Genomic DNA, 23,111 nt, shown 5'->3' on the forward strand with positions numbered 1-23,111 from the left:
TAGGTTACAAATATAGCTATGATATGGAAAATCAAGGCAAATCGCAATCCCCACTTACTGTAAGATAGAATAGTGAACAGCAAAGTCGCCATTCCTAGGACTAATACTGCCAATTGGGGCATTAAGAAAATGAGCAAAAAAACACTCCATCTCCTATCGATACATCCCACTCCCAGCATTTCCTTGGAAAAAAAGAAACAGAGCAAACAAGTGTAGCACATCTAACATAAGAGCGATGATCATTCGTCGCTTCCGTTTTTCTTCCTGTTCAACTGTCATGTTCTTCCTCCTTAGTCTATCATATTATACCAAAAAACTGGAGAAAATCCCCAGTTTTAATGTGTGACAAATATTAGAAGAGTCCAATGGCTGTACCGTCTTCTGCTACATCCATGTTGAGGGCGGCAGGTAGTTTAGGTAGTCCTGGCATGGTCATGACATCACCAGTTAGGGCTACGATGAAGCCTGCACCAAGTTTTGGTACAAATTCACGCACGGTGATGTCAAAGTTTTCAGGCGCCCCAAGGGCTGTTGGTTCATCTGAAAAACTGTATTGAGTTTTGGCCATACATACTGGCAATTTGTCCCAACCGTGTTTAGCAAATTCTGCCAACTGAGTGCGGGATTTCTTTTCAAAAACCACACCTGTTCCACCGTAAATCTCGGTCACAATCTTGGACACCTTGGTCTCCAAGCTATCCTCTGCCTGATAAAGACGTTTATATTCCGCAGGATTTGTGGCAATGGTTTCGACAAGGGTTTGAGCCAGCTCTAGGCCTCCTTCTGCCCCATTCGCCCAGACGCTGGCCAGCTCGACTGGCACACCAATTTCTGCGCAGAGTTCTTTTAAGGCTGCGATTTCTTCTGGGGTATCTGAGATAAATTCATTAATGGCAACAACTGCTGGAATACCGTATTTTTTCACATTTTCAACATGGCGTTTAAGATTGGCAAAGCCCTTTCGCACCGCTTCTACATTTTCTTCTGAGAGACTATCTTTTTCAACACCACCGTGCATTTTAAGAGCACGTAGGGTTGCGACAATTACCACAGCATCAGGCGCTTTTGGTAGATTTGGTGTTTTGATGTCGAGGAATTTTTCCGCACCAAGGTCTGCCCCAAATCCTGCTTCAGTCACTACGTAATCTGCCAGACGAAGGGCAGTCGAGGTCGCTAAAACAGAGTTACAGCCATGCGCGATATTGGCAAATGGACCACCGTGCACAAAAGCAGGTGTGCCGTAAATGGTCTGTACAAGATTTGGTTTTAGGGCTTCTTTCAAGAGAAGAGTCAGCGCCCCTTCTACCGCTAAATCTCTGACATAGACAGGACTACGGTCAAAGCGATAGCCAATCACGATACTTGCCAAACGCTCTTTCAAGTCATTCAAGTCCGTTGCAAGGCACAAAATGGCCATGATTTCAGAAGCAACCGTAATATCAAAACCATCCTCACGAGGAATCCCATTCAAGGGACCTCCCAAACCAACGGTCACCTTACGTAACGCACGGTCATTCAGGTCCACCACGCGTTTCCAGATAATACGGCGTTGATCAATACCCAAGCTATTTCCTTGGTGAATATGATTATCAATCAGGGCAGACAGGGCATTGTTCGCCGTTGTGATGGCGTGCATATCCCCTGTAAAATGGAGATTAATGTCCTCCATCGGTAAGACCTGAGCGTAGCCACCACCCGCAGCACCGCCTTTAATCCCCATAACAGGACCGAGTGACGGTTCCCGCAGAGCAATCATGGTTTTCTTGCCAATGTTCGAGAGGGCATCTGCTAGACCAATGGTCACCGTTGACTTACCCTCACCAGCAGGCGTTGGATTAATTGCCGTTACCAAAATCAGCTTCCCCAAGTCATTTTCCTTGACCGCTTCAATCTTATCAAAGGACAATTTCGCCTTGTATTTTCCATATAATTCCAAATCATCGTAGGCAATGTCTACTTTTTCAACCACATCTACAATCGGCTGTAACTCCACACTTTGTGCAATTTCGATATCTGTTTTCATAGCGACTCCTTTTGATTTCCTCTTTTCATTATAGCAAAAATGTCGTAAATGTATATCGTTTCTCTATATTTTTCTTTAAAAGTTCGGTATTTGCTTTTCTTCTGCTTTTGGTTGCCTTTTCATTTACGAATATACAAGTTTTTGATACAATAAAAGATATGAAAATTTTGATCACATCTGGAGGAACCTCTGAAAAGATTGACCGCGTTCGCTCCATTACGAATCATTCCACAGGTCGGCTGGGAGCTACTTTGGCTCACTATTTCGCTGAAAAAGGAGACGAAGTGACCTTGGTTACGACTGAAAAAGCGGTAAAACCAGCTGCTAAGCCAAACTTAACCATTACCTTAGTCGAAACTGTAAATAGTCTATTAGAAACACTGGAACCACTGGTGAAAACACACGATGTTCTCATCCACGCCATGGCTGTATCTGATTATACACCTGTTTATATGGCTGATTTTGACCAAGTCGCACAAGTTGAGAATTTACAAGTCTTTTTAGAGCAAGAAAATAGTGAATCAAAGATTTCTTCTCACTCAGATTACCAAGTTCTCTTTCTCAAAAAAACACCGAAAATCATTCGTCATATCAAACTTTGGAATCCTAAGATTACTCTCATCGGCTTTAAACTATTAGTGGATGTTCCGCAGAAAGAGCTGCTTGATGTAGCTAGTCAGAGCCTTGAGACCAACCAAGCAGATATGATTGTGGCAAATGATTTGACAGAAATCACCAAGCATCATCACCGCGCTTACTTGGTCGAAACAGAGAAAGTTACTTCCGTTGAAACCAAGGAAGAAATTGCTCACCAACTCTACACCTATCTCCATAGAAAGGACGAACGATGACACGCATTACTCTTGCTGTGACCGGCAGTATCTCAGCCTATAAAGCTGCAGATTTAACGAGCCAGCTCACCAAAGCTGGCTATGATGTGACAATCCTAATGACGGAAGCTGCTACACAGTTTATCACCCCCTTGGCCCTGCAAGTTCTCTCGAAAAACATCGTTCATACTGACGTGATGACAGAGCCTTTGCCAAACAAGGTCAATCATATCGAGCTAGCCAAGCAAACAGATCTCTTTCTTGTAGCTCCAGCAACAGCAAACACCATTGCCAAATTAGCGCACGGCTTAGCAGACAATATCGTGACTGCTGTTGCCCTTGCTCTTCCTAGTCATACACCAAGATTACTCGCCCCAGCTATGAATACCGTCATGTATGAAAACCCTCTAACCCAAGCGAATCTTCATAGCTTAGAGAGTGTAGGCTATCGCTTTATAGAACCTCGTGAAACCTTACTTGCCTGTGGAGATTACGGCAAAGGAGCCCTTGCTGAACTCCCACTCATCCTTGAAACTGTAAAGGAAATAATCCATGAAAAGACAATCTAACCTTGCTTCTATTGCTATCTTTTTTGCTGTGATGTTAGTTCTTCACCTGATGAGCTCCGTCATTTTCAATGTCCTACCTGTTCCCATCAAACCAACCATCATCCATATTCCTGTGATCATCGCAAGTATCCTGTATGGACCACGTGTGGGTGCTATTTTAGGCTTTCTCATGGGAATGATTAGTCTAATGACCAATACAGTGGTACTGCTTCCAACCAGCTATCTCTTTAGCCCCTTTGTGCCAAATGGCAATCTCTTTTCAGCCATTATCGCACTAGTCCCACGAATCTTGATTGGCATTACCCCTTATTACACCTATAAATTCCTCAAAAATAAACTAGGATTAGCTCTAGCTGGAGGTATCGGCTCACTGACCAATACGATATTTGTCTTAAGCGGAATTTTCTTTCTCTTTTCAAATGTTTACAAAGGCAACATCCAATTACTCCTTGCATCTGTCATTTCCACCAACTCCATCGCTGAGGTGATTCTTTCTATTTTACTGACAGTAACCATCGTTCCTCGCTTGAAAAAAATACAAAAATAATCACGTGAAAACGTGATTTTTCTTTGCAAACATGATATAATGAAAGCGATTAAAAGTATAAAGGAGATTGTTTATGTCTTACCAAGAAAATTTTCAAACATGGCTGGATTATGCTGAACTCCCAGCCTACTTGCGGGACGAATTAGTCGCAATGGATGAAAAAACAAAAGAAGATGCTTTTTATACCAACCTTGAATTTGGAACGGCTGGTATGCGTGGTTTGATTGGTGCAGGAACGAATCGTATCAATATTTATGTCGTTCGTCAAGCAACCGAAGGTTTGGCACGCTTGATTGATGAAAAAGGTGAAGAAGCAAAAAAACGTGGGGTAGCCATTGCCTATGATTCTCGTCATTTCTCACCTGAATTTGCTTTTGAAGCTGCTTCTGTCCTTGCTAAACACGGCATTCAATCCTATGTATTTGAAAGTCTTCGTCCGACACCTGAACTCTCCTTTGCTGTCCGTCATCTAGGTACTTTTGCCGGCATTATGATTACAGCTAGTCACAATCCAGCACCATTTAACGGCTATAAAGTCTATGGAGAAGACGGTGGACAAATGCCGCCACACGATGCAGATGCACTGACAGACTATATCCGTACGATTGACAATCCATTTGCGATTGAAGTTGCAGATGTCGAAGCTGAAAAAGCGAGCGGTTTGATTCAAGTCATTGGTGAGGCGATTGATGCTGAATACCTCAAAGAAGTCAAATCTGTCAACATCAATCCAGACTTGATTGCAAAATACGGAAAAGACATGAAGATCGTCTATACTCCGCTCCACGGTACTGGTGAAATGCTGGCACGTCGTGCCCTTGCCCAAGCAGGATTTGATTCTGTCCAAGTGGTGGAAAGCCAAGCAGTTGCCGATCCAAACTTCTCTACTGTTTCCTCACCAAATCCTGAAAGCCAAGCAGCCTTTGCACTTGCAGAAGAATTAGGTCATAAAGTTGGTGCCGATGTCCTCATCGCAACAGACCCAGACGCTGACCGCGTTGGTGTAGAGGTCTTGCAAAAAGACGGAAGCTACCGTAATCTCTCTGGAAACCAAATCGGTGCTATCATTGCTAAATACATCCTTGAAGCCCATAAAACAGCTGGCACTCTTCCAGCTAACGCTGCCCTTGCAAAATCAATCGTATCCACTGACTTGGTAGCCAAAATTGCTGAAAGCTACGGCGCAACTATGTTCAATGTCTTGACAGGCTTTAAATTTATCGCCGAAAAAATTCAAGAATTTGAAGAACAACACAATCACACGTACCTATTTGGCTTTGAAGAAAGCTTTGGCTACCTCATCAAACCATTCGTTCGTGACAAAGATGCTATTCAAGCTGTCTTAATGGTTGCAGAAATCGCTGCCTACTATCGCTCTCGTGGATTGACACTAGCCGATGGTATCGAAGAAATCTACCAAGAATATGGCTATTTTGCAGAAAAAACACTCTCTGTGACCCTCTCTGGTGTTGATGGAGCAGAGCAAATCAAAGCCATCATGGAAAAATTCCGCAAGGAACAACCAGCTACTTTCAACAATACAGCTATCCAAATCACAGAAGATTTCAAAGCGCAAACCTCAACTGACCACGAAGGGAATGTGACTGCTCTTTGCACACCACCAAGTGATGTATTGAAGTACACTCTCGCAGATGGATCATGGATCGCCGTTCGTCCGTCAGGAACAGAACCAAAAATCAAATTCTATATTGCTGTTGTAGGATCTTCAAACGAAGATGCCGATGCAAAAATTGCTGCTATCGAATCCGAAATTACAACATTTATCAAATAAGAAAAAGGGGACTGGACGTAACGCCCAGCTCCCTTTTCATCCTATTTAGAAATGAGGAAATTATGCATTTTAATCCTACTATTGAAAACTTAGAACAAAAAAACGTTGCCGATATTCGTAAAAAACTCGCTAATGGCGAAACTGCTACTTTCTTTCTCGGAAGAAATACCTGCCCATACTGCCATCGCTTTGCGCACACCTTGGCAGAAGTTATAGAAGAGACGAAAGAGACTGTTTATTTCATCGCCAGTGATCATGTAGAAGACTGGCATGAATTACAAGACTTCCGACGGGAATTCAACATTCCAACTGTCCCTGCCTTTATTCATATTGAAAACGGACAACTTCAGGTCCGTTGCGACTCCTCCATGACAGCAGAAGAAATTAAACAATTTGCCCATTTCTAGCCATTCAGGCGTCGTTAACTCGTCTTACCTAACGCCTGCGACTCGTTGCATCATACTCAATCAAAACAAAACACGCTAGAATCCTCACCACCAGCCACTAAGCTGCTGGTGTTCTTCTCATGAAAAACTAACTTGAAACGATAGAAAAATGGTAGTGGGATTCAATCATGATGTCGAAGAAATCGATTTTATCACCCTCATTTTCCAATTTTTAGACCCAGATATAAACAATCTTCTCCTGAATGTCTTCACTTTCTCGTTTCTGAATTCAGGTATGAACAGTCCACTCGATTATTCATATTCCTCAAGATTGACGTGGCACAACTACTGCGTCAAACTGTTAGATCTATAAAACATAATGAGGTCGGAACTATTGTTCCAACCTCATTTGTTATTCATAAAACTAACGAATTCCCAAAGCAATCCGAGCATATCGACTCATTTTTTCAACCGTCCAAGCAGGGTACCAAACCAGCTTCACATCGACTTTTGTAACTTCAGGAACATACTTCATCGCATCATAAATCTGATCCGTCAATAAATCTGCCAAAGGACAGCCCATTGTCGTCAAGGTCATATCGATCTCTGTATGCCCCGTTTCCCCATCAAAACGAATCTCATAAATCAATCCAAGATTGACAATATCAATCCCCAACTCAGGGTCAATGACTTCTTCTAAAGCATGGAAAATCCGCTCTTGAATTTCTTTTACCTGTTCTTCTGTATAAGCCATGAATCATCTTCTCCTATCATTGATTTGATTTGTTTGCGCTTTTTATAGACTTTTAGTGCTGATTTGCTTTTCTAGCAGGCATTAGAAAGACTTAACAAAATCTACTAGAATTGCCTATTCTCGAATTTCTGGTGGACATTAAAAATCTATGCAGGAAGAAACCGTTTTTCGATTGCTAAGCAAACGTTAAAACGATTTCCTAAACCAGCCTGCTCTCTTATTTTCTAGCGGACCTTAGCCAAAGCCACTGAACTGAGCTACTTTTGTATATTTAGGTAAGCGTCTGATACTGCCTATCCTTACATTGCCCATTCCCTTATTTTCTGACGGACATTAAAAAGTCCACTGGATTTGCCCACTTTCTAATTTTTAGGCGAGAGTTAGAAAAATCCCCCTGACTAGCCCACTCTCGTGTTTTTGAGTGGGCGTTAAAACGGTTCCCCGAACCGTTTTAATCCTCTATAAAGTCACGCAATGGTTTGCTGCGGCTTGGGTGGCGTAACTTGCGGAGGGCTTTGGCTTCGATTTGACGAATCCGTTCACGTGTCACATTAAAGACTTTACCAACATCTTCCAAGGTCCGCATTTTTCCATCATCTAGTCCAAAACGCAAGCGTAAGACATTTTCTTCGCGGTCTGTAAGGGTATCGAGTACCTCATCTAGCTGCTCACGAAGAACGATACGAGTCGTGTAATCTACTGGATTTTCAATCACTTCATCTTCGATGAAATCTCCTAGATGGCTATCGTCTTCCTCACCGATCGGCGTTTCTAATGATACTGGCTCCTGAGCAATCTTCAAGATTTCACGAACCTTATCTGGCGTCATATCCATGCGCTCTGCGATTTGTTCTGGTGTTGGATCCTGCCCCAATTCCTGCAATAAGTTCCGTTGTTCACGAACCAATTTATTGATGGTTTCAACCATGTGAACAGGGATTCGAATAGTACGAGCTTGGTCTGCAATCGCCCGCGTAATAGCTTGACGAATCCACCACGTAGCATAGGTAGAAAATTTGAATCCTTTTGAATAGTCAAATTTATCAACGGCTTTCATCAAGCCCATATTTCCTTCTTGAATTAAATCCAAGAACTGCATGCCACGACCCACATAGCGTTTAGCAATAGATACCACCAAACGAAGGTTAGCTTCTGCTAAGCGTTGTTTGGCTTCCAAGTCTCCTTGCTCCACCAATAGCGCCAATTCTTGCTCTTCTTCATTGGTCAAGAGAGGAACAACACCGATTTCTTTCAAATACATCCGAACAGGGTCGTTGACTTTAGCTGATGTGCTACCAAGCAACTCCTCATCGCTCAATTCTGGCTCTTCTTCCTCAGTCTGAAGGGCACGCGCACTCGGATTTCCTTCCTTATCTGTAATAGCAATCCCTGCATCTTGAATTCGTTGTAAGAGATCTTCGATACCATCAGCATCTAAGGTGAAAGGAATGACCAGCTGATCATTGATTTCATCGTCCGTTGCTGTTCCTGCCTTCTTATGGTTGCGGATAAATTCTGCAACTTGGACATCAAATGTGGTTACTTCTTTTTGTTTTGTAGTCATACCTACTCCATTCTTCTTTTTTGTGCAATCAATCGTTCTAATTCTTCCAAAGCTAGATCTGCATTTCCACTATGAGAAGCCTCACGAATGGTCTTGCTAATCATCTGGCTTTCTTTTCTGAGCAATTCCTTATCCCGTACCGTCTCGATTTCTGCTAGTTCATGTTCTCCGACATCTTGGGGCAAATTCTCCTCTAAAACGCGGTACCACGCCTGCTGAACAGTTTCTTCTTGTAGAGATAAATCCTGAGGAGTCACTTCACCATTTGTCTTTAATAAACGGTACAAAACCTCAAATTCCGGAGTTGCAAACTGAAAGTCCTCTCGTAAGCGATACTCATTTAAAATCAAAGGATGCTCCACCATTCGTTGCAACAGGTGACTCTCTGCTCTTATCAAGCGAGAAGTCTGCTTACTCACTGGTAACGTAAGGACAGTGCTCGGTCGGCCATGAGATGTTGCCTCTTGCGTCTGCCTCGCTAAAATCCGCACCTGATTAACCGCTTGCTCCACCTGCTGATAATCAAAATCAGGCAACAAGTCTGCCAACTTATAAATATAGGAATTTTGTGCTGTGATGGAGGTCACTTGGGCAATCAGGGGAGCCATTTGATCAACAAAGGCGATCTGTGCCTGTAAATTTTCAATGTTATCAGGCTTGAGATGCTGAATTAAGAACTCTATCTTACTTATTCGTGTTTTCGTCAGTAAATCCTGCAAATCTTCCAAAGAATTTTTTTGAATAAATTCATCAGGATCCATTTGATCAGGAATGGTGACAATCTCTACTGTCATACCATCCAACTCTGCCAATGCTTTTTCCGTTGCTGCTTGACCTGCCTTGTCTCCATCGTAAGTCAAAACAACTTTTTTGGTAAAGCGACTTAGGTGATTGACATGCTCACGCGTTAAGGCAGTTCCCATAGAAGCAACAGCATTTTCAATCCCTGCTCGATAAGCCGCAATCACATCCATGAAGCCTTCCATGAGATAGACTTCGTGCTGTTTTTTCATGACAGCCTTGGCCTTGTCCAAATGATACAGCTCATAGCTTTTATTAAAAATAGGGGTGCTACGGCTGTTTTTGTACTTTGCAATCTTGGCATCTGCATCATGTTCCTGCCAAATCCGTCCAGAAAAGGCAATGACGCGCCCACTATCATCCAGCAAGGGAAACATAATCCGATCTTGAAAAGCGTCAAAGACCATGTTGTTATCCGCAATATTAAACAGCCCCGAGTCCATCAAGGTTGCCTCGCTAAACTTCTCTACCACACTTTGATAAAGATAGGAATTCCCCTTAGGAGCTAGTCCAATCTGAAAATGCTGAATCACATCGTCCGTCAATCCCCGCTGATGCAGATAACTTTTTGCTGCCTCACCCATGGTAGTCGTCATCAACACCGCATGATAAAACTTTGCAGCCTCCGTATGGATATCATATAGTTCCTGATGAGGATGTTTTCGAGGAGTATGCTCTCGACTCTCCACCGCTAGCTGGATTCCCACTCGCTCTGCCAAAACTGCTACCGCATCCATAAAGGTAATGCCACGATAGTCTTCTAAAAATTTAAAGACGTCTCCTGACTTCCCACAACCAAAACAATGATAAAACTGCTTATCTTCAACAACGTTAAAAGACGGCGTTTTTTCTCCATGAAAAGGACAAAGTCCCAAAAAGTTACGTCCTGCCTTGGTCAAAGCAACGACTTCTCCTATGACTTCGACGATATTGACACTATTTTTTATCTCAGCAACAATTTCTTTGCTAACCATAGACAATACCTCCATCTTATCATAGAACATTACTTTCTATTCTACCGTAATTTTGTGAAAAAGTAAAATATTCAACACAGGAAAAAACAAATTGGTTGAAAAAATTTTTAAAGTACGCTAGAATAGACTCATAACTTTTTATTATGAAAGGAAAAGAAAATGTTAAAAGATTTGAAAGATTTTCTTCTTCGTGGAAACGTTGTTGATTTGGCAGTCGGTGTAATCATCGCAGGTGCTTTTGGAGCTATCATTACTTCATTGGTTGAAGATGTTATCACTCCTCTTTTCTTGAACCCAGCTTTGAAAGCTGCTGGTGCAGAAAAGATTGCTGAATTGAGCTGGAATGGTGTAGCTTACGGAAACTTCCTAAGCGCTATCATCAACTTTGTGATTGTAGGTACTGTTCTTTTCTTCATCATTAAAGGAATGGAAAAAGCACAATCACTTGCGAAGAAACAAGAAGAAGCTATCGAAGAAGTTGCTGCTCCAACTGAGCTAGAAGTTCTTCAAGATATCAAAGCTTTGCTTGAGAAAAAATAATCAAAAAAATCAGTCGATTTACGGCTGATTTTTTCTATATTTTATTCTAGGAAAAAGGGAGTGAAACACCCCCCCCCTTTTTTTTTATCTTTAATCGACACTTGCTAAAATAGCTTTAGCAACAGCTTCTTTTTCACGTTCAAGAAGTTCCACACGGGCAGTGATTTCCTTGATTCCCATACTAATGCTACGGCTAATCGCCAAGTCATTCAACTGAGGTTCAAAGAAGGCTTTATACTCTTTTAGACGCTCTTGCGTTTTAAAGATAGCTCCTGGGTAGACGACAAAGTGATCAAAGCTCATATCGCCTCCTAGAGCTGCTTTAATCCAATCCCAGTTTTCACGCGCCCAAAGCCATACAAAGGCTTGAGTGAAATCTTGGCGTAAGAATGCAGCATACCAAGAAGCCAAGTCCTGTGGTTTTACCACAAATTTATCCTGCCATTTGCTGAGAATATGCGCTACTGTATCTTCTTGCTTCGTTCTTGAAAGGGCATTTGCTAGCTCTCTTTGGAAGACACTGTCATTACTCTTGACATACAAGTCAAGATACTTATCAACCAATTCTCTGCTTTCATGGTGTTTCATTTGATTGTTTAGTACATATAAGCGAATGGCTGCTGGTAATGTTTCCAAATCATCTTCGTACGCTCTAAAGAGTTGGCTAGCTTTTGCAACAGCATCTGCTTCATTTGCTTGAATCATGCTGCTAAGAGTAAGTTGACGAACCAGTTCGTCCTCATCTTTTTCACCAGCTACTTTTTCAAAGCCTAAGCGGTCATAATTGTGCTGATTGAGGGCAATCGTCAAGGCATTCAAGGCTTCTTCTACATCTGTATCTGCATCCACAAACCGTCTCAAACCAGCCAAAGCCATAAAGACAGCATTGACCACCATATAAGCTTCGTCTGTCGCTAACTGCTGAATGACTGGAACCAACTCAGCCATAGAAATGCGACCACTTTCTGCCAAGAGGTAACGGTCTTGAACGACTTGCAATTTACTTGTAGCATCCAAGCTTGCTAAATTTTTCAAAAGATCTTCCAACAGTTTTCCTTGGTAATCAATGATATAGTGGGCTGTATTTTCCGTATTCAACCGAAGGGCACCTTCGTTTTGAGTTGCTAATTGGCTGTAATTTGGAATGCGGATACTCTCTTCTGTCAAGGTATCTGGTAAGCCTTTCCAGTTGCTATTAAGCGGTACTTGCCACAAACGACCTTTTTCTTCATTTTCACCAATGAAGAATTGTTTTTGTGAAATAATCAAATCATCTTCTTCCACAGACAAGCTCACCACTGGATAACCTGGTTGCTCTAGCCAAGCATTCATAAAGCTAGCTACATCACGACCTGAAGCTTCCGTAAGGGCATTCCAAAGGTCTTCTCCTACGGTATTGCCATACTGGTGTTTCTTAAAGTAGGCATTAAGTCCTTTTGCAAAGGCAGCATCTCCTAGCCAGCGACGAAGCATATGCATGAGACGGCTTCCTTTCGCATAAACAATCGCACCGTCAAAGAGAGTGTTAATTTCATCTGGATGAGTGACTTCTACATGGACAGATTGCACGCCATCAGTAGCATCACGCTTAAGGGCAGCACCAACGCCACCAGTTTGGAAATCTTCAAAAATCTTCCAGCTTGGCTCCAAAGCATCGACACAGACATACTCCATCATATTTGCAAAACTTTCATTCAGCCAGAGGTCATCCCACCATTTCATAGTTACAAGATTTCCAAACCACTGGTGAGCGACTTCGTGGGCAATCACTAGTGCAACTTGCTGACGACTCATAGCGCTAGAATTCTCATCAGCCAAGAGATAGACTTCACGATAGGTAATCAAGCCCCAGTTTTCCATGGCACCTGCAGAAAAGTCAGGTAAAGCTACATGAAGTGATTGAGGAATTGGGTAGGCAACACCAAAATAATCCTCGTAAAACTCAATCGAACGCTTAGCAATATCAAGAGCAAAGTTCAATTTATTGAGCGGTTGTGCCTTGGTTGCATAGACTCCTACCAAGGTTCCATTCTTAGTCGTTGTTGTAATTCCTTGCAAATCACCAGCCGCAAAAGCTAGAAGGTAAGATGACATGCGTGGTGTAGTCGCAAAGGTCCAAATCCCTGTTTCTTTGCGTTTTTCGATATCGATTTCTGGCATATTAGACAGGGCGATTTCACCATCTTCTTGGTCAAATTTCAAGGCTAAGTCAAAAGTAGCTTTCGCTTCTGGCTCATCCACACATGGAAAGGCTTCACGGGCAAAATGACTCTCAAACTGTGTTGATAGGACTTCTTGTCGCTTTCCATCTACTGTGTAATAAGATGGATAAATCCCTGTCATATTATCCGTGATATTTCCTGAAAAGAGAACATCAAAACTCACTTGAGCTGTTTGATCTAGTTGGATAGAGACAGATTCATGCTCCTTATCCACTTCAAAAGAAAGTTCTTTTTCTCCCAAACGAACTGCTTGAATCGTCAAATCTTTCTGATGGAGGGAAATAGTGGTCGCCTTAGCCTCACCTGTGATGGTCACACGACCTGTAAAAGTCTTGTCTTTGCGACTCAAATCCAAAAACAAGTCATAATGCTCTGGTACAAAGGTGTCAATAAAATGTTCAACTGCTTGCATAGCGTCTCCTTTAATCCATGGCAATCCTCTTGTAAAAAAGGTTTGCCATAATAATCATTTATTCTATTGTAGCACAATTCTTACATATAGACACAATTTTTCCATCTTTTCTGATATTTTATGATAGAATAAAAGAAGTTATTTTTGAAGGAGTTGCTATGTCTGAAGTATTTGATATTACCATTATTGGCGGTGGACCAACAGGTCTCTTTGCTGCCTTTTATGCCCACATGAGAGGAGCCAAGGTCAAATTGATTGACTCACTGCCACAGCTAGGCGGGCAACCGGCTATTCTCTATCCAGAAAAGAAGATTCAGGATGTGCCTGGTTTCACCAATTTAACGGGAGAAGAATTGACCACACGCTTAATTGATCAGCTCACTAGCTTTGAAACCAGCATTCATCTCAATGAAACCCTCCTTGATATTGAAAAGACAGAAGAACATTTCATCCTAACAACCTCTAAAGGCACGCACTTGAGTAAAGCCGTCGTAATTGCCATGGGTGGGGGTGCATTTAAACCACGTCCACTCGAGCTAGACGGCGTGGAGGATTTTGACAATATCCACTACCATGTCTCTAATCTACACCAGTATGCAGGACAAAATGTCGTTATTTTAGGGGGTGGAGACTCTGCGGTGGATTGGGCATTGGCTTTTGAAAAGCTTTCTCCAACCACTATCGTACATAGACGAGATAATTTCCGTGCCTTAGAGCATAGTGTTGACGCTCTTAAAAACTCTAGTGTCAACGTTAAAACCCCCTTTGTTCCAAGTAAATTGATTTGTGATGGCAAACGGCTGACCCATTTAGAAATTACCAAAGTAAAATCAGAAGAAACTGAACTTCTGCCACTCGACCAACTATTTGTTAACTATGGATTTAAGTCCTCTGTTGGAAATCTCAAGCAATGGGGCTTAGAACTTGATCGTCATAAAATCAAGGTTAATAGCAAACAAGAAACCTCGATTCCTGGTATTTACGCTGCGGGTGATTGTTGTAGTTACGAGGGAAAAATCGACTTGATTGTCACAGGCCTAGGAGAAGCTCCTACTGCCATTAACAATGCCATAAATTACATTTATCCCGACCAAAAAGTTCAACCAAAACATTCAACCAGTTTATAAGGGCGAATTGTCAAATTAAGTGCACATTTATCCCATAAAAAATTTCATAAGGTGTTTTCCAGTTTAGACATTTTCGTGGTCTGTTGTTTAATTTATCTTCCCATTCCTGAATGATCAAGTGTTCTACCTCTGTTAAGTCACTTCCTTTTGGAAAATACTCTCGCAATAAGCCATTTGTATTCTCGTTTGTTCCTCGTTGCCAAGGAGCATGAGGATCAGGAAAATAGACTTCGACATTTAGTTTCTCGGTGAGTTCAGGATGTCCTGAGAATTCCTTACCTCTATCAGGAGTCACTGTTTCTTTTGGTAGGGACTATAACATATTTACCATGGCTTCTATAACCAATTTACTTTTCTTGACAGCTACTTTCTGAATTTTGAGGAAGCGGGAATGCCTATCAGTGAGTGTTACTAGGCAAGCTTTTCCAGTCTTTCCAGCAACAGTATCGGCTTCCCAATCACCTATTCTCGAGCGTTCATTGGCTGCTGTTGGCCTCTCATGAATGGTATGAGAAATAGGAATTTTTCCTCGCTTTTCCACATGGGATTGTGTATGGCGTGTTTTACCATGGTGACGAAGTTTGCGAACAACCCCACGAGCACCATGTGAAAGAGGCGTGTCGTCAAAGTGACCGCGATAGATAGCTCTATAAATGGTTTGATAACTAATGACGGGTCTTTCTCGTTCTAAACGTAATCGCCCCTCAATTTCTTCTGGCGACCATTGACACTCAAGAAAAAGATGCTTGACGGTCTGACTGAGTTCAGTGTCTATTTCTAATTTCCTTTTTCGCCCACAATGCGATTTAGCGAGATGATAGGCTGTTTGTGCCCTACTAGGCGAATAGTTGCCTTGTTTTGAATGACGTTTTAATTCACGGCTAATACTTGAGGGGTGCCGATGTAATAGTCGTGCTATTTGAGAAAAGGTCATCCCTTTAGTACGATAAATCAGAATACTTTCTCGTTCATCTATGGTAAAATGATGGTAGCTCATAAGATTTCCTTTCGTAAGATGTTTGTTCAGTTTTATTTTACTAGAAAAAATCTTATGAGTTTTTATTGTGCACTTATATTGTAAATTCAAGAGACAAAAAACGCCCAAAGATTGGAAAAGTGATATAAAAGCAAAATACTCCTAATTCTATTATAGTAGAATTAGGAGTATTTTCTTATAAACAACTACTGACTACATCTATAAAACGGAAATGAGGTTGGAACTTTTGTTCCAACCTCGAGAAATTGTTTAAATAGCTTCTGTCATAAAGCTACGACTTTCAAGTACTTTTAGCATGGCTTCTGCAGTATCCATTGCTGTAAAGAGTGGAATCCCATGCTCAACAGCTGCTCGACGAATGGCAACACCATCACGTCCTGCTGTACGCTTGGTTCCAACTGTATTGATAATGGCCTGAATCTTGCCTTGACGGACAAGGGCTGGGATATCTTGATGATCACTATCACCAATTTTTTCAACGATCTGGACACGTACACCGTTTTCTGCAAAATAAGCTGCTGTTCCAGATGTTGCAAGTATTCCGTAACCAATATTTGCAAAGCGTTTAGCAAGCTCAAGGGCTTCTTGTTTGTTATCGTCTGCAATGGTAAAGACAACTGTTCCAAAGGTCGGCAAATGCAGGTAACTCGCTTCAAAAGCTTTATAAAGGGCTTTTTCAAGGGTTGTATCTGTTCCCATGACTTCACCGGTTGACTTCATTTCTGGACCTAAAAGGCTATCAACTTTTGCTAGTTTTGTGAAAGAAAAGACTGGTGCTTTGATATGAACGCGCGTGCTTTCTGGGTAAAGACCATCCTCGTAACCAATCTCTGCTAAGCTTTCACCCAAAATCAAACGTGTTGCGACCTGCGCCATCGGAATATCTGTTACTTTTGATAAGAATGGGACCGTCCGACTCGCACGCGGATTGACTTCGATGACATAGACCATCTCATCCTTGATGACAAACTGAATATTCATCATGCCTACACAGTTGAGCCCAACTGCTAATTTTTTCGTATAATCAGCAATGGTTTCTTGAACTTTTTTGGACAAGGTTTGCGGTGGATAAACAGCCATAGAGTCACCTGAGTGGACACCTGCCCGCTCGATATGTTCCATGATACCAGGGATGAGAACTTCCTTGCCATCTGAAATCGCATCTACTTCGCACTCTTGACCAACAATGTAGGAATCCACCAATACAGGATGATCTGGACTGGCTTTGACAGCTGTCTGCATATAAGAACGCAAATCTTCTTCATTTTCAACGATTTCCATAGCACGTCCTCCTAACACATAGGAAGGGCGTACAAGGACAGGAAAACCAATCGCGCGTGCCGCTGCAATCGCTTCTTCCTCATTTGTTGCAGTTTGTCCTGGAGGTTGAGGAATGCCCAGAGCTTTCAAGGCTTGTTCAAAGAGATCGCGGTCTTCTGCCCGATCCAAATCTGCTACCTGTGTTCCCAAAATAGTCACGCCTGCTTTTGCCAAAGGCTCCGCAAGGTTAATAGCTGTCTGCCCACCAAACTGCACGATAACACCTTTTGGTTGCTCCAAATCAATTACATGAAGGACATCTTCTACTGTCAATGGCTCAAAATAAAGCTTATCAGATACTGAAAAATCTGTTGAAACAGTCTCTGGATTGCTATTCATGATAATCGCTTCATAGCCTGCCGCTTGAATCGCCTTGACTGAATGCACGGTAGCATAGTCAAATTCGACCCCTTGACCGATTCGAATCGGACCAGAACCGAGAACCAAAACAGACTCCTTGTCTGATGGTAACGATTCATTTTCAAAACCATAGGTCGAGTAAAAATAGGGGGTGCTGGATTCAAACTCAGCCGCACAAGTATCCACCATTTTGTAAACGGGGATAATCTTATTTTCTAAGCGAAGTTTGCGAATATCGTTAGCCTTTCGTCCCCATAGCTCAGCAATTTTTTGATCTGCAAAACCATTTTGCTTGGCACGTTTGAGAACTCCAATATCTCCTTGGTTGGCAGCTAATTCCTGCTCCAACTCGACAATATGAAGAAGCTTGTCTAAGAAGAAAACATCAATTTTGGTCAATTCTGCCAATTCTTCAATGCTATATCCACGGCGAATCGCTTCAGACACATAAAAGAGACGATCATCTTGCGGTTTGACGACTTTTTCCATGAGAGCATCATCAGAAACCTGAGTTAGTTCTGGGATTTCATTGTGGTAGACCCCAATTTCAAGAGAACGACAGGCTTTTAGGAGACTTTCTTCAATATTGCGCCCAATAGCCATAACTTCCCCTGTCGCCTTCATCTGTGTTCCCAAACGACGCTCCCCATATTCAAATTTGTCAAATGGGAATCGAGGAATTTTGGCAACTACATAATCAAGCGCTGGTTCAAACATGGCATAGGTTGATCCTGTCACAGGATTTTTCACCTCATCCAAAGTCAAGCCCACTGCAATCTTAGCCGCTAATTTTGCAATCGGATAGCCCGTTGCTTTTGAGGCAAGAGCAGACGAGCGAGACACACGAGGATTGACCTCAATGACATAATACCTAAAACTATGCGGATCAAGAGCTAGCTGGACATTACAGCCCCCCTCAATCTTAAGTGCACGGATAATCTTCAAACTCGCATCTCGCAGCATTTGATTTTCATAGTCTGATAAAGTCTGCGTCGGTGCAAATACAATCGAATCTCCTGTATGCACACCCACAGGGTCAAAATTTTCCATGTTACACACAACAAGGGCATTATCTGCACTATCGCGCATGACTTCGTACTCAATTTCCTTAAAACCTGCAATCGATCGCTCAATCAAACACTGGGTTACTGGAGAGAGTTTCAAGCCATTTTCTGCAATCTCACGAAGTTCTTCCTCACCCGCACACATACCGCCACCTGTGCCTCCAAGGGTAAATGCAGGACGAACGATGACAGGATAGCCAATCCTATTTGCAAAGGCAACCGCTTCTTCAACGGTAGTCACAATCTCAGACTCTGGAATAGGTTGCCCTAGTTCTTCCATTAACTGCTTGAACAAATCCCTATCCTCTGCCTGATCAATCGCAGATAACTTGGTTCCTAAAAGCTCGACACCTAATTCATCTAGGATTCCTGCCTTAGAGAGTTCCATGGCCATATTCAGCCCTGTCTGCCCACCTAGAGTTGGTAAAAGAGCGTCAGGTCTTTCTTTACGTAAAATCCGTGTCACAAACTCAAGCGTAATCGGCTCGATATAGACCTTGTCTGCAATCTCCTTATCCGTCATAATGGTCGCGGGATTAGAGTTTACCAAAACAACACTGTATCCCTCTTCTTTCAGCGCTAAACAAGCCTGAGTCCCTGCATAATCAAACTCCGCCGCCTGACCAATCACAATCGGCCCAGACCCAATCACCATGATTTTTTGAATATCCCTACGTTTTGGCATAATTAAGATATAAAGGGCGTATAACGAACGCAGTCAAAATAGGAGTTTTTCCGCTGAACCAAAGGTTCTAGGAAAAACTATCTTTTTGACCAAGTTCGTAGCCCGTATTCAGTTTCCTAAATACGAAACCCTTTGCGTCTCCTTTCTATTCATCTGCTCTTCAAGAAGCTATTGACGATCACTCTTTTACAAACGTTCAGCTCCAGCTTTAAATCCATCCATCAACTCCATAAATTCGTCAAACAGATAGCTAGCATCGTGCGGTCCTGGTGCTGCATCTGGATGGTATTGTACGGAAAAAGCTGGGTGATACTTATGACGAACTCCTTCAACTGAGCGGTCATTAATTTCCTCATGCGTGATGAGCAAATCTTCTGGAAAATCCTCACGACTCACGGCATAGCCATGGTTTTGACTGGTAAAATCCACTCGCCCTGTCGCAATCTCACGCACGGCATGATTGAAACCACGGTGTCCAAACTTCATCTTGTAGGTCTTAGCACCGTTAGCCTTACTAAAGAGCTGATGGCCCATACAAATCCCAAAAATCGGAATCTTACCTTGAACACCACGAATCATCTCTAGCGCTTCTGGCACATCATCTGGATCTCCAGGACCGTTTGACAGCATGACGCCGTCTGGATTTAGATGAATAATTTCCTCAGCTGTCGTATTGTAAGGCACCACGGTCACATTGCAGTTGCGCTTGGCTAGCTCTCTTAAAATCGAATGTTTTAATCCAAAATCAACCAAGACAACATTGCGACCAGTTCCTGGTGCTGGATAAGCTGTCTTTGTAGAGACCTGCTTGATATTATCAGTTGGCAGGACCGTTGCTTTTAGCTGATCTTGCAAATGCTCAAGAGAATCTCCAACATTTGCCAAGGTTGCCTTCATGGTTCCATGCTGACGGATAATCTTGGTCAGAGCTCGTGTATCAATCCCTGCAATTCCTGGAATATGCTTGGATTTTAAAAACTCATCTAGGGTCATTTGATTGCGCCAGTTGCTCGCTCGTCTCGCCCATTCATAGACCACCACTCCCTTGCAGGTCGGACTAATCGACTCATAGTCGTCACGATTGACTCCGTAATTTCCCACTAAAGGATAGGTAAAGGTCAAAATCTGTCCATTATAAGACTGGTCGGTAATGGACTCTTGGTAGCCTGTCATCCCTGTGTTAAAGACAATCTCTCCTGTCACATCTATGTCTGCACCAAAAGCCTCTCCCTCAAAAATGGTCCCATCTTCTAAAATTAACAGACGTTTTGCCATAACGCTCGATTCTCCTTCTTTTCCTTGATTAGCGATTTTCTTGTCGCCCTTTCAATACCGCTTCTATGATTGCCATGCGGACAAAGATACCATTGGTCATTTGTTGCACAATTCGTGATTTTGGTGACTCGACCAATTCATCCGCAATCTCTACGCCACGATTGACAGGCGCTGGATGCATGATAATCGCATGGTCTTGTAAGCGCGCGTACCGCTCTTGATTTAATCCATGTGCCTTATGATAGTTGTTGATAGAAAAGGCTGAATATTCATCATGTCGTTCATGCTGCACCCGTAGAAACATCATGACATCCACTTGATCAATCACCTCATCAATCGTCACAAAACTTCCATAGTCCGCAAATTCAGCTGTTCGCCATTCGTCTGGTCCTGCAAAATACAACTCTGCACCAAGGCGTTTCAAAATCATCATATTTGATTTTGCGACACGGGAATGCTTCAAATCTCCAGCAATCGCAATTTTCAAGCCATCAAAATGACCGAATTCTTCATAAATAGTCATCAAGTCCAACAGACTTTGGCTCGGATGTTGTCCTGAACCATCTCCACCATTAACGATAGAAGTCGTAATAGTAGGACTTTCAATCAGTTCCTTGTAATAATCGACCTCTGGGTGACGAATGACACAAACATCCACCCCCAGTGCCGATAAGGTTAAAATCGTATCATACAAGGTCTCGCCCTTATTGACAGAGCTTGTCTTGCTATCAAAATCCAATAAATCAAGCCCCAACTTCAACTCGGCTACTTCAAAAGCCTTGTGGGTTCTAGTAGAAGATTCAAAGAAGAGGTTGCTGACAATATGCTGGTCTTCATAAGAAACCTTGCTACCATTTTTAAACTCAATCCCTCGTTTAATGAGAGCTAGGACTTCTTCATTGGTGAGCAATTCCATAGAAACAAGATGTTTAAGTGCGATTTGATTGGTTGACATGACATTCTCCTTTAACATTTTACTGAGCTATTGGCTCGATGGTTACCGTTTATCAGATGATGACTATTATTTCTTTGGTTCTGGCAAGATGAGGTAGAGGACAATTCCTAGGATGGTTGATAATGCCACTCCTGAGATTTGTAGTCCTGATAATTGAAGGGTCAATCCTCCGATACCAGATACCAAGATGACACTGGCAATCAAAAGATTCTTCTTATTGTCCATATCTGTTTGCTTTTCAATCAAAATCTTCAACCCACTCGATGCGATAACTCCAAAGAGAGCGATTGAAATACCACCGAGTACTGGACTTGGGATTGACTGAAGAAGGGCAGATACTTTTCCAACAAAACTCATCACAATCGCAAGAACTGCAGCTCCTGCAATCACATACACACTGTAAATTTTATTAAGAGCCATTACTCCGATGTTTTCACCGTAACTAGTCACCGGCGGAGCTCCGACAAAACCAGCAATCACTTGCGCAAGCCCGTCTCCAAGAAGCGTCTTATCAAGTCCTGGTTCTTTAAAGAAGTCTTTTCCTGTCAAGCTATTTAAGACCATCACATGACCAAAGTGCTCCGTCATCGTCACAAAGGCAATTGGTGCCATGGTCAAAATCGCACTTGGATACAATTTAATACCATAATCAAGGAAAGGAAGATTCATTGGCGGAAAGCTAATCCATGATGCTTTTGCCACACCTGCAAAGGAGATAATTTCCTGACCTGTCACTGCTCCTAAAAGAAGGGCAAAGACATAACCAATGATGAGACCCAGCAAGATTGGAATCACACCGATGATTTTCTTACCGTAGATATTGAGGAGGATAACCGCAAACAAGGTCACCATCCCAATCGCAAAATTGGTCAAGCTGTATTCCCCATTTTTCATCATTACATCATTGACCGCTGTTCCTGCAAGACTAAGACCAATGACCATGATGATAGGACCTACAACCACAGGAGGCAAGATCTTATCAATCCAACCATTACCAGCCACTCGTACAATCATGGCTACGATGAAATACACCAAACCACCTGTAATGGCACCTTGGGCTACCGCAGCAATCCCATCGGTTTTCATCAAGAGTTGCATAGCAGCAATGTAGGCAAAGCTTGACCCCATGTAAGCTGGCACTTTAAATTTGGTCACAGACAAGTGAGCGAGCGTTCCAAGACCACTCGATAAGAGAGCCACCGCAGGGTCAATCCCTACTAGAATCGGTACTAACACAGTCGCCCCAAACATGGCAAACAAATGTTGGAAGGACAATCCTAAGAGTAGTCCTGGTTTTGGCATATCCTGCACATCATATTTCATTTCTTGATTCATCTTCTTATTTTTCCTCCGTAATCAAGACGCGATCTTGTCCGTCTTCCTCTTGCATTTCCACAATAATCTCTTCTCTTTGGCTAGTTGGGATATTTTTCCCGACATAGTCTGGACGAATCGGTAACTCCCGATGCCCACGATCGACTAAAACAGCTAAGCTCACACGCGCAGGGCGTCCTAAGCTGACAAGATTGTCAATGGCTGCACGAATGGTCCGCCCAGTATAGAGGACATCATCCACCAAAATTACTTCTTTATCCGTAATATCAACGGGCATGCAAGTCGTATCTTCCTCTACCTTCTTATCATCACGGAAAGGCTTTGTATCTAACTCTCCCATTGGAACCTCTATGTTCTCCAGCTGCTCTAGGCGCTCTTTTATGCGTCTCGCAATATAGACACCTCTTGTCTTAATCCCCGCTAGGACAATCTTGTCCAAATCCTTGTTGCGCTCGATGATTTCATAGGTCATGCGGGTAATGGCACGCTTCATGGTCAAATCATCAACAACTTCTTTTGTTTTCATCACAAACCTCCTATAAGTATAATAAAAAAGTCTCCTTTGACAAGGAGACTCCA

Annotated in this window: 18 protein-coding genes and 1 pseudogene; 7 read left to right on the plus strand and 12 right to left on the minus strand. The window is 42.5% G+C overall.

Translation table 11 applies throughout. The features are described 5' to 3' along the window. Positions 1-153: 153 nt before the first annotated feature. The gene (locus AB1I63_03270; GenBank protein MEW4353908.1) at positions 154-279 is read right to left on the minus strand and encodes a hypothetical protein; all 126 of its coding nucleotides are present in this window, start codon (positions 277-279) and stop codon (positions 154-156) included. Between the two features lie 73 nt (positions 280-352). After that, on the minus strand, positions 353-2,023 hold the full coding sequence (locus tag AB1I63_03275) for a formate--tetrahydrofolate ligase (protein MEW4353909.1): 1,671 nt from the start codon (positions 2,021-2,023) through the stop codon (positions 353-355). A 158-nt stretch (positions 2,024-2,181) separates the two neighbouring features. On the opposite strand from AB1I63_03275, the gene AB1I63_03280 reads away from it, so the two are divergent. The 5 genes from AB1I63_03280 to AB1I63_03300 all read left to right on the plus strand — a co-directional run bounded on the left by AB1I63_03280 (position 2,182) and on the right by AB1I63_03300 (position 6,168). Beyond that, a complete protein-coding gene (locus tag AB1I63_03280) occupies positions 2,182-2,874 on the plus strand; it encodes a phosphopantothenate--cysteine ligase (GenBank protein MEW4353910.1) in 693 nt (230 codons plus the stop codon). Next, positions 2,871-3,422: a phosphopantothenoylcysteine decarboxylase gene (gene coaC, locus AB1I63_03285; GenBank protein ID MEW4353911.1), complete on the plus strand. Its 552-nt coding sequence runs from the start codon at positions 2,871-2,873 to the stop codon at positions 3,420-3,422. Before AB1I63_03280 ends, coaC begins: the two co-directional genes overlap by 4 nt. After that, positions 3,406-3,969: an ECF transporter S component gene (locus AB1I63_03290; GenBank protein MEW4353912.1), complete on the plus strand. Its 564-nt coding sequence runs from the start codon at positions 3,406-3,408 to the stop codon at positions 3,967-3,969. The genes coaC and AB1I63_03290 overlap by 17 nt, the downstream gene beginning before the upstream one ends. 73 nt (positions 3,970-4,042) lie before the next feature. Then, on the plus strand, positions 4,043-5,761 hold the full coding sequence (locus tag AB1I63_03295; GenBank protein ID MEW4353913.1) for a phospho-sugar mutase: 1,719 nt from the start codon (positions 4,043-4,045) through the stop codon (positions 5,759-5,761). A 62-nt stretch (positions 5,762-5,823) separates the two neighbouring features. Beyond that, positions 5,824-6,168 (plus strand): thioredoxin domain-containing protein, encoded by a 345-nt coding sequence (locus AB1I63_03300; GenBank protein MEW4353914.1) that lies wholly within the window; start codon positions 5,824-5,826, stop codon positions 6,166-6,168. A gap of 403 nt (positions 6,169-6,571) precedes the next feature. On the opposite strand, the gene AB1I63_03305 is transcribed toward AB1I63_03300, so the two are convergent. The 3 genes from AB1I63_03305 to dnaG all read right to left on the minus strand — a co-directional run bounded on the left by AB1I63_03305 (position 6,572) and on the right by dnaG (position 10,240). Continuing rightward, positions 6,572-6,901 carry a metal-sulfur cluster assembly factor gene (locus AB1I63_03305; protein ID MEW4353915.1) on the minus strand — a complete coding sequence of 110 codons (330 nt, stop codon included), beginning with the start codon at positions 6,899-6,901 and terminating at the stop codon, positions 6,572-6,574. Positions 6,902-7,352: 451 nt separating this feature from the next. Then, positions 7,353-8,465: an RNA polymerase sigma factor RpoD gene (gene rpoD / locus AB1I63_03310; protein MEW4353916.1), complete on the minus strand. Its 1,113-nt coding sequence runs from the start codon at positions 8,463-8,465 to the stop codon at positions 7,353-7,355. Between the two features lie 2 nt (positions 8,466-8,467). Continuing rightward, positions 8,468-10,240, minus strand: a complete 1,773-nt coding sequence (gene dnaG, locus AB1I63_03315; GenBank protein ID MEW4353917.1) for a DNA primase — start codon at positions 10,238-10,240, stop codon at positions 8,468-8,470. Positions 10,241-10,399: 159 nt separating this feature from the next. Here dnaG and mscL point away from each other — a divergent pair, with 159 nt between their 5' ends. Next, the gene (gene mscL, locus AB1I63_03320; GenBank protein MEW4353918.1) at positions 10,400-10,780 is read left to right on the plus strand and encodes a large conductance mechanosensitive channel protein MscL; all 381 of its coding nucleotides are present in this window, start codon (positions 10,400-10,402) and stop codon (positions 10,778-10,780) included. A 90-nt stretch (positions 10,781-10,870) separates the two neighbouring features. Here the strand turns inward: mscL and AB1I63_03325 are convergent, their stop codons facing one another. Beyond that, the gene (locus tag AB1I63_03325) at positions 10,871-13,414 is read right to left on the minus strand and encodes a M1 family metallopeptidase (protein ID MEW4353919.1); all 2,544 of its coding nucleotides are present in this window, start codon (positions 13,412-13,414) and stop codon (positions 10,871-10,873) included. A gap of 158 nt (positions 13,415-13,572) precedes the next feature. On the opposite strand from AB1I63_03325, the gene AB1I63_03330 reads away from it, so the two are divergent. Continuing rightward, a complete protein-coding gene (locus tag AB1I63_03330; protein MEW4353920.1) occupies positions 13,573-14,541 on the plus strand; it encodes an NAD(P)/FAD-dependent oxidoreductase in 969 nt (322 codons plus the stop codon). Between the two features lie 10 nt (positions 14,542-14,551). Here the strand turns inward: AB1I63_03330 and AB1I63_03335 are convergent. From AB1I63_03335 to pyrR, 6 genes and pseudogenes are all read right to left on the minus strand, one after another. Further along, positions 14,552-15,538, minus strand: a pseudogene (locus tag AB1I63_03335) (IS30 family transposase). A 249-nt stretch (positions 15,539-15,787) separates the two neighbouring features. After that, positions 15,788-18,967, minus strand: a complete 3,180-nt coding sequence (carB, locus tag AB1I63_03340; GenBank protein MEW4353921.1) for a carbamoyl-phosphate synthase large subunit — start codon at positions 18,965-18,967, stop codon at positions 15,788-15,790. 186 nt (positions 18,968-19,153) lie between these two features. After that, positions 19,154-20,242, minus strand: a complete 1,089-nt coding sequence (locus AB1I63_03345) for a carbamoyl phosphate synthase small subunit (protein ID MEW4353922.1) — start codon at positions 20,240-20,242, stop codon at positions 19,154-19,156. A gap of 28 nt (positions 20,243-20,270) precedes the next feature. Next, a complete protein-coding gene (locus AB1I63_03350) occupies positions 20,271-21,197 on the minus strand; it encodes an aspartate carbamoyltransferase catalytic subunit (GenBank protein MEW4353923.1) in 927 nt (308 codons plus the stop codon). 66 nt (positions 21,198-21,263) lie between these two features. Beyond that, entirely contained in the window at positions 21,264-22,532 is a 1,269-nt protein-coding gene (locus tag AB1I63_03355; protein ID MEW4353924.1) for a solute carrier family 23 protein, read from the minus strand. Positions 22,533-22,536: 4 nt separating this feature from the next. Then, complete coding sequence (gene pyrR / locus AB1I63_03360) at positions 22,537-23,058, minus strand: bifunctional pyr operon transcriptional regulator/uracil phosphoribosyltransferase PyrR (GenBank protein MEW4353925.1); 522 nt, start codon at positions 23,056-23,058, stop codon at positions 22,537-22,539. Positions 23,059-23,111 lie beyond the last annotated feature (53 nt).

This window comes from Streptococcus pneumoniae, assembly GCA_040719455.1.
GTDB classification, from domain to species: domain Bacteria; phylum Bacillota; class Bacilli; order Lactobacillales; family Streptococcaceae; genus Streptococcus; species Streptococcus pneumoniae_G.

Bases quoted from the DNA above. Each gene is read 5' to 3' on its own strand.
- AB1I63_03270 (MEW4353908.1), bottom strand. From the start codon at position 279: ATGACAGTTGAACAGGAAGAAAAACGGAAGCGACGAATGATCATCGCT.
- AB1I63_03275 (MEW4353909.1), bottom strand. From the start codon at position 2,023: ATGAAAACAGATATCGAAATTGCACAAAGTGTGGAGTTACAGCCGATT.
- AB1I63_03280 (MEW4353910.1), top strand. From the start codon at position 2,182: ATGAAAATTTTGATCACATCTGGAGGAACCTCTGAAAAGATTGACCGC.
- coaC (MEW4353911.1), top strand. From the start codon at position 2,871: ATGACACGCATTACTCTTGCTGTGACCGGCAGTATCTCAGCCTATAAA.
- AB1I63_03290 (MEW4353912.1), top strand. From the start codon at position 3,406: ATGAAAAGACAATCTAACCTTGCTTCTATTGCTATCTTTTTTGCTGTG.
- AB1I63_03295 (MEW4353913.1), top strand. From the start codon at position 4,043: ATGTCTTACCAAGAAAATTTTCAAACATGGCTGGATTATGCTGAACTC.
- AB1I63_03300 (MEW4353914.1), top strand. From the start codon at position 5,824: ATGCATTTTAATCCTACTATTGAAAACTTAGAACAAAAAAACGTTGCC.
- AB1I63_03305 (MEW4353915.1), bottom strand. From the start codon at position 6,901: ATGGCTTATACAGAAGAACAGGTAAAAGAAATTCAAGAGCGGATTTTC.
- rpoD (MEW4353916.1), bottom strand. From the start codon at position 8,465: ATGACTACAAAACAAAAAGAAGTAACCACATTTGATGTCCAAGTTGCA.
- dnaG (MEW4353917.1), bottom strand. From the start codon at position 10,240: ATGGTTAGCAAAGAAATTGTTGCTGAGATAAAAAATAGTGTCAATATC.
- mscL (MEW4353918.1), top strand. From the start codon at position 10,400: ATGTTAAAAGATTTGAAAGATTTTCTTCTTCGTGGAAACGTTGTTGAT.
- AB1I63_03325 (MEW4353919.1), bottom strand. From the start codon at position 13,414: ATGCAAGCAGTTGAACATTTTATTGACACCTTTGTACCAGAGCATTAT.
- AB1I63_03330 (MEW4353920.1), top strand. From the start codon at position 13,573: ATGTCTGAAGTATTTGATATTACCATTATTGGCGGTGGACCAACAGGT.
- carB (MEW4353921.1), bottom strand. From the start codon at position 18,967: ATGCCAAAACGTAGGGATATTCAAAAAATCATGGTGATTGGGTCTGGG.
- AB1I63_03345 (MEW4353922.1), bottom strand. From the start codon at position 20,242: ATGGCAAAACGTCTGTTAATTTTAGAAGATGGGACCATTTTTGAGGGA.
- AB1I63_03350 (MEW4353923.1), bottom strand. From the start codon at position 21,197: ATGTCAACCAATCAAATCGCACTTAAACATCTTGTTTCTATGGAATTG.
- AB1I63_03355 (MEW4353924.1), bottom strand. From the start codon at position 22,532: ATGAATCAAGAAATGAAATATGATGTGCAGGATATGCCAAAACCAGGA.
- pyrR (MEW4353925.1), bottom strand. From the start codon at position 23,058: ATGAAAACAAAAGAAGTTGTTGATGATTTGACCATGAAGCGTGCCATT.